Raw genomic sequence first — 13323 nt, 5'->3', positions numbered from 1 at the left:
GTTTGTGCAAGGAGTTCGCTCTTGCCGCCGTTCAGGCGGCGTTGGTTTTCGCCTAAGACCCACTTCGCCCTTGCTTCCTTTTGTCATTAGTACCTAAAGTGTAGTGGCGCCGAACCAGGAGGGAACATTGACTGAAGTCCCTGGTTTGACTTACAAAAGTCCCTAAGGCATATCGTCCCTCTGGGGACTATAAACCTGGTGTAGAATGCCGATAAGGAAAGCTATAGCAGGACCTTGCAGAGCTGTGCCTTCACTACAGGACCAAACTCGGTTGTCATGTAATAGAGTCAAACCCGTTTAGGAGCACTGTACTCATCTGAAGATGGCTAACGCGTGTGTAGATGATTGAGCGGCTCATCACTTGAGAGAAATGGACTGCGTAAAGAGGAGAATGCATATGTCGAATTTACATGATCCATCGATGGGAGGCAGTTTCTTTGAGCAGCCTCACGATGGGCTGAAGCAATCGCCATCGATGGACCCTGAAGTCTCGGCGAAGGAGATAGCGCGTGAGCAAGTGCTCCTGCATGCATTGCTGGAGCAGGGCTTCCTCTGGGATGAAGCAATCAAGCTCATCAGGATGCGCGAGCATTTATATGAAAATACTGAAATGCGCCAACGTATGGCCGAGGACTGTCATATCCAGTTCGCACGCTGGCTCTATGAGCAAGGAGAACTAAACGAAGAGTAGAAGAGAGGGTGGCAGAGCAAGGCACGTGCCCATGCGTTATGCTCTGTCACCCTGGCTTTAACGAGGAAAGACGCACCTCTCCCAAATCCCAGAAAAGTGCTTGTCAAGGCAGGAAAGATGTGTTATACTCCGTGGCGGAGAGGTGTCAGAGTGGTCGAATGTGCCGCTCTCGAAAAGCGGTAGGGTTAATAGCCCTCGCGGGTTCGAATCCCGCCCTCTCCGCTTATCCTGGAGGAGTCTCATAGTGGTCTAGTGAGCACGACTGGAAATCGTGTAAGGTGATGAGCCTTCGCGGGTTCGAATCCCGCCTCCTCCGCCATTTTCCTATCCGGCTTTATAGAGCCGGTTTTTTTGTCCTCATTCATGACAATAGCTGCATTCTTTACTTCCATATTTCAATAATAGCTTAGGAATACAGTTATATGGTAAGCAAGCCACCGTGTATATCGATGCGGTGGGCTGGAGTTAGAGGCTCAACAGTACATTTTTCGTACGTCTCAAACAAAGAAAATAATTTGTCGAATATTGTACTGATTCAAGGCGTTCCTAGAAAAAAGTAATCCCACACAAATCCCACTCTAAGTAGAGAAGCATGCATACCTATTGACAGATGGGTATTTGTAGACTAGGCTTTTGCCTACATAGTAAGTAAATTGGCTTTGCTATGTAGGCAAAAGCGCCTTTTATATAAATGCTTACAGCGAGATTTGGAAATACTTGCTCCTTTGTTCGAGTAGCACAACCTACTAGCGCTCTTCTACACATACCGTCTAGATAGATGTTCACAGTCGCGACTTATTTCCTTCAGGGACGATGGGTAGAAAAGGAACCCTATATTGAAGCGCAAATTCCCCAAGCCAGCTACAAATTTAGCCAAGCCAACTCTTTCTCAGCAACTCGAGAGAGATTCATCAAGCAAGCAAGTAGATCCCTCGCAAGAAGTGTTCACCCAATCATCCATTGAAAAGCCAGGCAAGGGCGAAGACATACAAATACTACATGATGTAGCACAAATTACCGCTCAGAGCTTCACGTCTTCAGAGGAGGCGATGGACGCCACCCTTGAAGTACTGCGCCGTTTTCTTGATTGTCAGACCCTCTTCATCTCGCGTGTTGAGATAACCCCATCCAACGAAATCGATGGGGCAAATCAGCACACGCTCAAAATCATGGGAGTGCGTAACCAGGGCACCTCACAGCCGGCCCGAGGAGGAGAGAGAGCATTAGATGAGACATATTGCCACACTATCTGGCAAACGCATCAGCCTCTTATTGTCGAAGATTCCACACGCAGCCCTTTTTATCAGAAACTTCTCACAACCAAAGATTATAATATCGGATCTTACATAGGGGTCCCTCTGATCTATAGCGATGGTCGTATCTATGGTACCCTCTGCTCACAGGACTCCCGTCCTCGTCCACTCATGCAACAGCCTGAAAAGCTAGAACTCATGCAAATCATGGCTCGATTTCTGATCTCTCATATTGAACGAGAAGAACTAACAACCCAACTCAGGGAGGCTGAGTGTGCACAGGCTGAACTGGCGCGCAAGGAGCGGGAGGCACACATGGAAGCGGATAGGCATTTACGCGAATTAAATGCTATTCTCGACGCTATGGGTGATGGCATGCTTGTTAGCAATCGCGATGGGCAGCTCCGCGTAAATGAGGTAGCGAGGCAAATTTTATCTGTCATTCCTGACTGTAAAACGCTTGAAGAATTTCTAGCTCGGCAACAAGAGAGGACAGTCGTCTGGGACGAAAACACACAACCGGTGCTTAGTGAACAGTTGCCAATTGTGCGCGTCCTTAATGGTGAGCATCTTGTAGGTGAAAAGATGGTCATGGTCCAGAGAGAGAATGCCCAGGGGGTGAAACGCTTCCTAAGTGTCTCAGGCATGCCAATTTATGATGAGCAGGAGCATGTAAATGGATGTGTGCTTATCTTCCGCGATATACATGAACGCTACCTGCTACAACGGCAAACCCAGGAACTCAACACGCGCTTTAATGAGTTCCTGAGCATAGCTAGTCATGAACTGAAAGGGCCGCTGACCGCTTTTAAGGGCAACATTCAATTGGCTCAACGAGCCTTACGCCGCTTAATGTCCCAACATCAGCAAGAGCATGACACATCAATAAACCTGCTTGAGAAGATTCAACGCTATCTTGAACGTGCAGAACATCAGGTAAGGTTACAAACACGCCTGACAAGTGACATGCTCGATGTCTCTCGTATCCGGGCAGGCACGCTTGCACTTTATATGCAACGATGCGACCTGAAGCAAGTAGTGAAGGAGATCGTTGAAGATCAGCGCCAGGTGGCGGAAGGGCGCCGCATTGATCTGGAGCTACCGACCGCTGACATCTTTGTCCATGGCGACGCGGAACGGCTTGGTCAGGTGGTAAATAACTATTTGACAAATGCGTGCAAATACTCAGCAAGCGATAAATCCATAAAAGTTACTGTCATTACAGAAGGAATGGAAGGGCGTGTGATAGTGAGCGATCAAGGGCCAGGCTTAACGCTCGACGAACAGACGCGTGTTTGGGAACGCTTCTACCGGTCCAAAGATATATCCATAATGAGCGGAAATAGTATTGGCCTGGGTCTGGGTCTGCATATCTGCAAAACGATAGTGGAGCAGCACGGTGGGAGCGTTGGTCTACAAAGCACAGTCGGGCAGGGCTCACACTTCTGGTTTACACTTCCATTGAGCAAGACCTAAATGGGATGCTGATTCCTCATTCGCCCGTCCCTTACGCGGTTTCGGGCGGTTCAGTATGGATAGTGACAGTGTCCAGATAGGGGTGCGCCCGGCGGAGCGCACGCTTGATCTCTTCTGCCCAGATATGCACCTGGCTCAGCGGAGCCAGCGCGTCGAAGGTAATATGAAGTGTAACATCCAATGTGGCAGTTTCGGTGGCGGTGCTACCAAAAACCTCATGATCAGACTGGGCATCACAACGCCGATAAACATGAACTTCATGCGCACGCCCTTCACCCGCGATACCGTTAGCGATGCGCCTTATCTCTTCACGTAAAGCAGTATTCTCGTTAGTAACTTCCTGACGAGCAACAATAACATCGCTAGGAGCCTCAATATGCGTGGTGACACGGCGGAGGTGCGGGTTCTGCTGGAGAGCGATATGCTCGAAACGCGAAGCCTGAGCATGAGCCTCCTGGAGCGTCATATCGGTGCGCACCTCTACATCGAGATCAACCTCAAGCGCACCATCGACCTCACGCACATGGATATCATGGGCATGTATACCTTGAGCCTCCGCGAGATAGCGAATCTGATCTGAAACGGTTTCGCGAGGCGAAGCTGTAGGCTCGACATGCACAACGACATCGAACTCGCCCTGAGGAGAGTCTGGACGCGCGGCCTCAACGGTCTGCTCCTCGATCCGCTCGCTCAAGCGATGTGTTTGGTCAAAGGTAAACGTGCGGGGTGCGGCAATGACGATATCAATGAAATGCTTATTGCCCGCGCGGCGTACACGCATGCGCCGTACCTCTAGCACATCTGGCAGCGTCCGCAGTCGCTCGCGCACATGCGTACCAAGATCGTGGGGGGCTTTATCCAGCAAGGCATCCAGAGTATCACGTATCAAGCGAGCGCTAACCCAGATCACAATCACAGAGACTCCCAGAGCGGCAACGGCATCAGACTGCGCTAACCAACCTGGAAGATGCAGTAACTCAGTCAGGTAGACAATCACCAGGCCAACGATAACGACCGCAGAGCTCCAGATATCGGTGCTAAAGTGCAGAGCATCAGCCTCCAGAGCCTGGCTACCATGCTTACGAGCAACACGCAGCAGAGCCCGTGAACGCGTGATATCGATGATGATGGAGGAAAACATAACGATGAAAGCCCAGATGCTTATCTCCATACTGCCCTCATGATAGAGCAAGCGACGGATAGCCTCAATAATGATCCAGACACCTGTCGCGATAAGGAGGACAGCCTCAAGAAAAGCCGAGAGATTTTCAACCTTCCCATGCCCATAGTTATGATTCGCATCTGCCGGGCGAGAAGCGATACGTACCGCAAAAAGCGTCATCAGAGCCGCAACAAGATCCAGCCCAGAATGCGCGGCCTCGGCCAGAATACCCAGGCTACCCGTAAACGAGCCCACAACGAGCTTGAAGACGGTCAATCCAATGGCCGCCCCCACCGACGAAAGCGCAACGATTGTCTTCTCCCGGTGCATTAACTGCTGTGATGTCTGTTTCTGTTGCATGGTCCTCTTCTCTTAGCTGATCCCTGGCTCATCGTTACCAGCTCATAATGATCATTTCATTTCCGGGTTCGTAGGCTCATGGTCAAACGCCTGGGACATTGTAGACGAAAATGCGCGTGCTGTCTACAATGCTTTCTATAAAATTTAATTTTTAGTGCAATAAAGATTGGATTTTAAATATGCATGCCCCACAAACAGCAGAGAAGCGCTCCCCTATTTTACGACCTAGGGAAGCGCTTCTCCTGTTGTTCGCTACAATACTTCTTTTTTAGAAGGCTCCAATACCGTTAGGCGTACCCAGGCCTGTCGGGCCATCGTAGCCGGTCTTGGCTGTGCAGAGATAAGAACCACTGCAACTGCCATTACTGCCGCTTGTGACATCGAACAGGCTGCTAGTATGACTGTAAGGATAGGAACCATAAGTGATACTGCCAGTATTACCAGCCAGAGCGTAGACAGAAGCGATGATGGGAGAAGAGACACTGGTTCCACCATAGACGACCCACCCGCTGGACTGATAAGAATTGTAGACCGAGACGCCAGTGTTGGGATCAGCAACAGCCGAGACGTCGGCAACAGTTCGGCGTGAGCAGCCGGTATCGGTCTGCCAGGAAGGCTTGGTGATATAACGACTACAACCACTACCAGCACCACTCCAGGCAGTCTCAGTCCAACCGCGCGTGTTACTGGCTCGTCTGAGCGACGTTCCACCGACAGCGGTTACATAGCGTGAGGAGGCAGGGAAGGAGACACCATAGCCACTATCGCCAGAGCTAGCAGTGACGGCGATACCAGGATGATTGTAGTAGGTTGACTCATAAGATGTTTCAGCGCTCGACTCACCACCGCCATAGCTATTGCTAATAGCGACGGCACCCAGGCTAGCGGCCCTGTTGACAGCCGTACCCAGGTTCGCATAAGAGGCGCTGGTCGCCTCTACCAGGATGATTTTACAGTTAGGACAGATGGCGCTCACCATATCTAAATCAAGCGCGATCTCACCAGCCCAGCCAGCATCAGCAGCCGGATAGCTAGTACCACCATTCTGATTAACCTTCTTAAAGCAACCATTAGCGGTGGTGCATGGAGGTAGGCCAAACTGGCTGCGATAGACAGCCAGATCAGACTCGGCGTTGGGATCGTCATACGCGTCAACGATAGCAACGGTGCGACCGCTACCAGCGCTGGAGGATGGAAGCTTGTACGCATTCTGCAAATCAGCGGGATTGAGCCCACCTGGGGTAGCCGCGAAGGGGGTAATGCCGCTGGCGTTTGTGGTCGTAACCTGAATCGCCAGACAGCGTGCGCTTCCAGGCGACACCTGACCACAGACCTGACGGAACTGTTTCTGCGCGATCTGCGCATGAGCGGGGGTAGTGCTAAACGTAGCTGCTACAAATAAGCCTACAAAGGTGGCTACGCAGAGGAGTCCCAGGAATCGTTTCATGGGTTTTCCTTTCTCCATGCTCTGCTGCTTGGCCTGACCCACTAGCCAGCCTCATCATGAAAGCTGAGCGAGCCGAACCTGGGGGATAGCTTCCTGCACTTCCCCTCAGATGTGAACATCAGAGCATAATTACCTACTGAAAACCGGAGCACAATAGCGCAAGTCACAAGAGTGCGCAGGTTTTCGTTCAAGACCTTTGTGAAACCATAAACTCGGATATTTGTATCTGTCACAGTGTTTGTAGCGAACACATTGCGGATTTAGGCAGATACTCTAGCGACAAGTATACATGCTTTGAATTACTCCAGACTTACATAAAAATTTTTCCTTAAATACATTCTTTCACGTGATAAAACCCATAAAGACACAGCAATAGCGAGGAAGATAATTAGCGCTTTTAAGGGTATAAACCATCCACGTATATGGCAAACAAAGAAGAGGTAAAAAAGAAATATGAGGGTCACCTTAGAGAAGACTGAGAAGCATAATGCAGCAAGAATCTTACATAAGACTAAAATACTTTTTCGCGCTATAAAATGGCGTGCCTGTATAGGGCAGCGTTGGCAATAAAGGTATTTGCAAGCGCTTCCATTATACAAGACGACAGCTTTCAAGCTATCCAGAGGCTCCAGAAGGCTTCCCAAGGGGGCTAAAAGATGTACGATTGAGATCTATTTTAGCACAGCTTTGGCTGAATCACCGTTCCTGATTGACAGGACGTCTTTCCCTGTGTAGAATGAGGTGAAATGCAAAAATGCGCCGTGCGTCAGGATGCAAATCCTATCAGGTAATACCCTCTTCTCAAGAAGGCACGACGGCCCTCGTTCGAGGGTACAGCGCCACTAGCATGTCTAGCACCACCGTGCTCAGATTTTCAGAGAGGTAGTATGGTCTTATGCGAAACCAACGCCGCTGCTCGCGGCTAGCGCAAAGCGCTCAGGTTTTCGGATAAGGAGTAAGTCTAAAAGAAAAGATAGACGCCTGTTTCACAGGCTATGTCTGCCTGACCTGTGGAAAGAACCATCCTCGCGCGCTTCCCGCCGGGGGAGCGTCTCGTTTTGTAGCCACCGTTCAGCGATTACGGGAAGAGTTTGTGGAAGAGAAGTATCTATGGAACAGCCAGCGACATTAACCATTATTCGAACGGACACGCATTACCGCTTTCGTCTTGACCTTCCCGACGGTCAATCGCCCGCGGGACAGGAGATCAGCGTCGATCTCACAATGGAGACGCGTGAACGGTTGCGCCGTATGTTACAAGCTGTCGCCCAATCCACACAAACAGCTGGACTGGCCGAAGGCAAACGCTCGACCAGCACCCTTCATGACGTACAACAGGTACTTGGGCGCTTCCTCTTTGATTCGCTACTACCCGCTTCCCTGCAAAAGGCATTGCGGGAACTTGATATACCACTCATCCTCAAGACCAATACGCCGGAACTCCCCTGGGAATTAATGTTTGACTCAAGCCAGAAGCCAGGTTGCTATCTATGCCAGACATTGAGCATTGGGCGTACTTCACATACTTACCAGGAGCGCGATCCTTTCCAGCCCGGCACCTTCGTCGAGCGCCAGGCTCGCAAGCTGGGCAAACGCGAGAACCAGCCGCTCTCAATCCTCTTCCTGGTCAATCCAACTGGAGAATATAACGGGGCGGAGGAGGAAATCGCAACTCTCTGTACCAGCCTGCCCGAAACGGTCGGGCGTATCATTCTCTATCGTCAGCAAGCCAATCAGCTAGAGCTGCGGATGCGCAGCTCGGCGGAGAATCCACTCATCCTCCACTATGCTGGTCCTCTACCACTTATCAGCGGACATGAGCCAGTCCTGGCCCTGGCGGGCAATTCGCGTCTGGACGCCGATACAATTGAGCATATCTCGCTCTCGCTCTCCAAGCGTCCGCTCATCTTCCTGAGCTATTATGAGGAGGAGCGACAAACACGCGTTGGCTCGAACCTGCGCGAACAGCAAGAGCGCGATGAGCATACAGAGCGCCTGGCAAACCGCTTTTTGGCGGCAGGAGCCGGGGCGGTGATCGCCATGCGCTGGCCCACCAATCCAATGCGCGCACGCGAATTCATGGAACTCTTCTATCAGGATATCGCCGATGGTGTGACGCTTGGAGAGGCCTTACGACGTACACGTCAGAATCTCGCACAGCAGCATACCAATGATACTACGTGGGCTTCGTTCCTGCTCTACGGCGATCCAACCCAACGCCTGGTAACGAGTTCTCCAACCATCAAGGATCGTCCCTCGGAACCTCAATATGAGGCCTTAGATGATAGTCAAATTATGTCTCCCATCCTCCCCTCAACGAACACGCCTGATCGTCGCTTCTTGCGTGCAGTTCTAGAGCTGGCGCTGAGTGAGGCTCGACGTATGCATAAAGACTATCTAGGAACGCCTCACCTGTTTATCGCTTTAACCAAACTCGATGGCGGCTGCACACAGGATGCCTTACGTAACCTGAACTTCTCCCCCAAACAGGTACGAGATGTAATCCGACTCGCGCTAGGCTCTGGCAAGGCAAGCATTGATACCCCTATCCTGCCCACACGCCGCTGTAAAGAGATTCTGCAAACAGCCGAGCGCAACGCGATTACCGCAGGCTCATCGCTGGTAGACGAGCGCGCCATCGCCCAGGCCGTCTTAAGTGAGGGAGATGGAGTAACGCACGAGCTGCTAACGAAGCTGGGAATCAATCCCAATCAGCTTGTAGAGCTCATAGTGCAGAGCGATGCCCATGCCTTGATCGAACTGGTTCCTTCAGCGGGAACCAACCCCGAGGCCGTGCCCGAGGAGATTCCTGGTGTCATGGGACCAGAAGGCTTAAAGGGCGGTGGCTCCATTCTAGAACGCCTGGGACGCGATCTGACGCGTCAGGCATCCACAAGCCAGCTTACCCCACTCATCGGGCGCGATAAAGAGATTCGCCTCCTCATGCAGACCTTGATGCTCAAAGACCGTAATAACCCAATCCTGATTGGCGATTCAGGTGTTGGCAAGACAACTATCGTATATGGATTGGCACAACGAATTATCGAGGAGCGCGTGCCCGCAGACCTCAAGGGCAAGCGCCTGATTGAGCTCTCAGCAAGTTCTCTGGTCGCCGGAACCAAATACCGAGGTGAATTTGAGGAGCGCCTTCTCAAGGTACTCGAAGAGGCTGAGAATAGTGGCAATATTATCCTCTTCATTGACGAGATGCACATGCTCATTGGCACAGGACGCGCCGCCGATGGCAGCATCGACGCGGCAGGCATCTTGAAACCAGCTCTGGCTGGTGGGCGGCTACGCTGTATCGGAGCCACCACACCGCAAGAATATCGCATGATAGAGAAGGACGCCGCCATGGAGCGCCGCCTGCGCCCCATCCTGGTCGAAGAGCCCACACCAGAGGATGCGCTGACCATTTTGAAAGGTATGCGCTCGCTCTACGAGGAGCATCACCATACCTCAATCACCGATGAGGCACTTCAGGCAGCTGTTCACCTCTCGGTCCAATACCTGCCCAACTTGCGCCTTCCAGATAAAGCTTGTAGCGTACTTGACGAGGCCTGTTCACAGGCACGAATCTTCTGGATGGAGCAAGAACAATTGAAAGCGGAAGGTGACCCCGACGGGCTGGACATGCTGGATGAGGATATTGACGCCACACCGGCTGGGCCTATTATTACCGCGCCCATGATCGCTGAGGTCATCTCTTACCGCACAGGCATTCCAGTACAGGCGCCAGGGCGAGAGGAGCGCGACCGCCTGCTGAGCCTGGATAGTCGGCTCAAGGAGCGGGTTATCGGACAGAATGAGGCCGTCAATCGTGTCACCCAGGCAATCCAGGTCGCGAGAGCTGGCCTCAAACCACGTAATCGTCCGGCTGGTGTCTTCCTCTTCCTGGGTCCAACTGGAGTTGGCAAAACAGAACTAGCGCGAGCGCTGGCTGCCGAGGTCTTCGGATCACCTGATCACCTGATCCGCGTAGACATGTCAGAGTATATGGAGAAGCACGCGGTCTCACGCATGATCGGCGCACCTCCCGGTTATGTAGGCTATGATCAGGAAGGCCAACTCACGGGCAAGCTTCGCCGCCGCCCGCACTGCGTCGTTCTGCTTGACGAGGTTGAGAAGGCCCATCCCGAGGTCTTTGATCTTTTCCTGCAAGTCTTCGACGCGGGACGCCTGACCGACGCCCAGGGGCATACCGTTGACGCGCAACATGCCATCTGGATTATGACCTCTAATGTCGGCACAGATATGCTCGGACGTTCGATGCCTAGCGGCTTCCGCGTCCACTCGCGCGAGAATAATGAGCAGATGCAACGCGAACAGCTAATGGAACGCCTGCGACAGACCTTCCGCCCGGAATTCCTGAATCGTATCGACGACGTAGTGATTTTCCATCCGCTCGACCGTGAACAGGCTCGCGCCATCACACAGCTCCAGATGACGGAACTAGCCTCGCGTCTGCTTGAGCAAGGCTTGATCCTGCACACCGATGAGAGCGCCATTGACCTGCTCTGTCGCGAGGGCTTCAGTCAGACTCAGGGGGCGCGTCCACTACGCCGTGTGATTGAGAAGCTCCTCACAGTTCCGCTCAGTCTCCGCATTCTGCTGGCAAATATCCCACAGAACTGCGAAGTTCATGTTCGTGCCCTCGACGATAAGCTTGATATTGAGATGCGCGACCCGGCACTCCATGTTGAAGAACCTGACTCCAGCAAGCTTGAGGTGGACGCAGGCCTGACTTCCTAAGTTAGAAGGAACGCGCAAAGTTGATGGACATGGTCACGTTGGTGACCATGTCCATCAACTTTGCGTCTTATATTTGCCCTGCGGCAGCAACCATAATGAGGTGTTTCTTAGAATCACCCGAGAAATGCCAGCGTACTTCACCATTGGAGCGGTTGAGGACGACCCCATTCTGAGGGAGAATCAGGCTATCGCCATATGCGATGATCTGTGGCACACCCAGCGCCCCCTGCTCCGGTACGACAGACCAGGACTGTGTACCATTGCGAGGATCAATGGCGAGCAGGACTTGCCCATTGGTTTGAGACGAGTACAAACCATAGATCATACCATCAACACTCGCTAATGCCTTCTCAGAGAAATCACTGGTCGGACCGTTAGTGCACCATGCCTTGTGACCATCACTGGCAGCATAACCACAGAAGGCTTCACCATTAAAGAGCGCGACCACACCTTGCGCAACAACTAGATCACTCGGAGCGTAGGCTGGCGCGGTGACGGACCAGAGTTGCTTGCCAGTTGCGGCATTGAGAGCCATTAGCAACTTCTCGTTTTTGTGCATACCTTTAGGATTATCCTTCAGAGAGTGCGCCGCCTGCACATACAATACATTATTAGCAACAATAGTACTCAGAGACATACTCTTCACATCATATGTCCAGAACGTGTACCCATTTTTCCCATCCAGAGCTTTAATGCTATTATCGCCATCCTTCACATAAGCGATACCATTACTCTCAGTGAGCAGAGCTGGCAGGTCCGCATCGTAGTGCCAGAGCACTTTGCCCGTCTTCGCATCGAGCGTGTAAAGATTTCCAGCCGAGTAGCCACTGGCATATACACGACCCTGATCGACAATGAGTCGTGGCATATTATCGCCCAGAATGATGCGCTGATCTGCGGAACCAAGGGCAGCCTTCCAGAGGAGCTTACCATCCTTTGCCCGAAAGGCGATAACCTGCTTGTTACTGGCAATATAGACCACGTGGTCTTGCACGACCAGGCCAATCTTGCTATTCAAGTCAACGTCCTTGCCAAAGGTATAGCTCCAGAGTTGCTTACCTGTTCGCGCATCTTGCGCGGTCGCGGTCCCCTCACCAGCATTTTTATTTAAATTTTTCATATCTATGGTGACCACGATATCGCTCGTTTGAGCTATAGCGCCTGTACTTCCCGCAGTGGCATTATGGAACGAGGTGAAAATGAAGAGTGCGCCTGCGATCAGCGTCACGACGACGAGGGCAGCGGCGATACCCTGAAGCGCGATAAGCCAGCGCTTTCGCGGCTTGCGTATTGAGGGGCGGGGTTGCCTGCGTGGTCCCTCCTGGGGTGCATCAGGTAATAATAAAATGGTTTGTTCATCCTGAATCATTCCAGGTTCCTCTTGTTGATAACCCTCTTGATGTGTCTCTATAATCAGGCGTTCGAGGCGAGCATCGCTCTCCGCTTCGTGCAAAATAGCGATAATCGTGTCAAAATCTCCACGCTCAAGCGCTGTACTATAGCGATAGAGCGTCTCTTCATAGGCCAGGCGTTGCCGCCGGTCCACTTCATACTCACGCATGATGCCCCCTTTCTTGTTCAATCTGGCTACGTGCGTACCAGGCAGCACGCACACGATTGAGCGCGCGATACAAGCGCACACGCGCGTTACCGGGTGAAACATTGAGCGCCAAAGCCAGGTGATTAGTATCCAGGTCCTGTAAGAAGGCCAGGCGGAGTACACGTCGATCTTCAGGCGAAGCCAGAGCCAGCAGTTCAGCAACCTGTTCCCTCGCCTCAACTTCATCTTCGGGACCAGGCTGGGTTGTCTGGCTGAGGTGGTCAAAGAAATCGCTCTCGCTCCCCGACTCCGCAACGGAGAGCAGGCTACCAACAGAAAGCTCGCGCTGACTCTGCCGATATAAGGCAGTACGACGCCGCTTGATTATATTGGCAGCAATACCGAGAAACCAGGCACGTGGCTGGCGAACCGTCACGAAGACTTCGACATGAGCCAGGGCTTCTAACGTCACCTCGTTCAGCACATCTACCGTTACTTCGTGTAGAGCCGCACCACGCCCCAGACCAGCCCTCAACACATATGAGCGCACAATCCCCTGAAGTGCTTCCATATTTTCCTGCAAGAACACGCGTAGGGCCTGGGTATACTCATCCATTGATTGCCGCATAGGCAGATCCTTCA

7 protein-coding genes and 2 tRNA genes are annotated in these 13323 nt (G+C 52.2%); 5 read left to right on the top strand and 4 right to left on the bottom strand.

From position 1 onward, the window contains the following. The first annotated feature begins 397 nt into the window (after window positions 1-397). The 4 genes from K3T82_RS14580 to K3T82_RS14565 all read left to right on the top strand — a co-directional run bounded on the left by K3T82_RS14580 (window position 398) and on the right by K3T82_RS14565 (window position 3420). Window positions 398-691 (top strand): hypothetical protein, encoded by a 294-nt coding sequence (locus K3T82_RS14580; RefSeq protein WP_220194168.1) that lies wholly within the window; start codon window positions 398-400, stop codon window positions 689-691. 136 nt (window positions 692-827) lie between these two features. Continuing rightward, a tRNA-Ser gene (locus K3T82_RS14575) sits at window positions 828-913 on the top strand. An 8-nt stretch (window positions 914-921) separates the two neighbouring features. Next, window positions 922-1010: transfer RNA gene (locus K3T82_RS14570), tRNA-Ser, on the top strand. A gap of 517 nt (window positions 1011-1527) precedes the next feature. Beyond that, window positions 1528-3420: a GAF domain-containing sensor histidine kinase gene (locus K3T82_RS14565; protein WP_220194167.1), complete on the top strand. Its 1893-nt coding sequence runs from the start codon at window positions 1528-1530 to the stop codon at window positions 3418-3420. A 31-nt stretch (window positions 3421-3451) separates the two neighbouring features. Here K3T82_RS14565 and K3T82_RS14560 read toward each other — a convergent pair whose 3' ends face one another. After that, window positions 3452-4942, bottom strand: a complete 1491-nt coding sequence (locus K3T82_RS14560) for a cation diffusion facilitator family transporter (protein WP_220194166.1) — start codon at window positions 4940-4942, stop codon at window positions 3452-3454. Between the two features lie 268 nt (window positions 4943-5210). Beyond that, window positions 5211-6389 (bottom strand): S53 family peptidase, encoded by a 1179-nt coding sequence (locus K3T82_RS14555; protein WP_220194165.1) that lies wholly within the window; start codon window positions 6387-6389, stop codon window positions 5211-5213. A gap of 1110 nt (window positions 6390-7499) precedes the next feature. On the opposite strand from K3T82_RS14555, the gene K3T82_RS14550 reads away from it, so the two are divergent. Next, window positions 7500-11141, top strand: a complete 3642-nt coding sequence (locus K3T82_RS14550) for an AAA family ATPase (protein WP_220194164.1) — start codon at window positions 7500-7502, stop codon at window positions 11139-11141. Window positions 11142-11208: 67 nt separating this feature from the next. Here K3T82_RS14550 and K3T82_RS14545 read toward each other — a convergent pair whose 3' ends face one another. Further along, entirely contained in the window at window positions 11209-12702 is a 1494-nt protein-coding gene (locus K3T82_RS14545) for an outer membrane protein assembly factor BamB family protein (protein ID WP_220194163.1), read from the bottom strand. Then, window positions 12695-13309, bottom strand: a complete 615-nt coding sequence (locus K3T82_RS14540; protein ID WP_220194162.1) for an RNA polymerase sigma factor — start codon at window positions 13307-13309, stop codon at window positions 12695-12697. Before K3T82_RS14540 ends, K3T82_RS14545 begins: the two co-directional genes overlap by 8 nt. Between the last annotated feature and the right edge of the window lie 14 nt (window positions 13310-13323).

Source organism: Ktedonospora formicarum (assembly GCF_016587355.1).
GTDB classification, from domain to species: domain Bacteria; phylum Chloroflexota; class Ktedonobacteria; order Ktedonobacterales; family Ktedonobacteraceae; genus Ktedonobacter; species Ktedonobacter formicarum.
This window is presented reverse-complemented; position numbering and strand designations above follow the sequence as displayed.

Coding starts and splice junctions, on each gene's coding strand:
- K3T82_RS14580 (WP_220194168.1), top strand. CDS start 398: ATGTCGAATTTACATGATCCATCGATGGGAGGCAGTTTCTTTGAGCAG.
- K3T82_RS14560 (WP_220194166.1), bottom strand. CDS start 4,942: ATGCAACAGAAACAGACATCACAGCAGTTAATGCACCGGGAGAAGACA.
- K3T82_RS14555 (WP_220194165.1), bottom strand. CDS start 6,389: ATGAAACGATTCCTGGGACTCCTCTGCGTAGCCACCTTTGTAGGCTTA.
- K3T82_RS14550 (WP_220194164.1), top strand. CDS start 7,500: ATGGAACAGCCAGCGACATTAACCATTATTCGAACGGACACGCATTAC.
- K3T82_RS14545 (WP_220194163.1), bottom strand. CDS start 12,702: ATGCGTGAGTATGAAGTGGACCGGCGGCAACGCCTGGCCTATGAAGAG.
- K3T82_RS14540 (WP_220194162.1), bottom strand. CDS start 13,309: ATGCGGCAATCAATGGATGAGTATACCCAGGCCCTACGCGTGTTCTTG.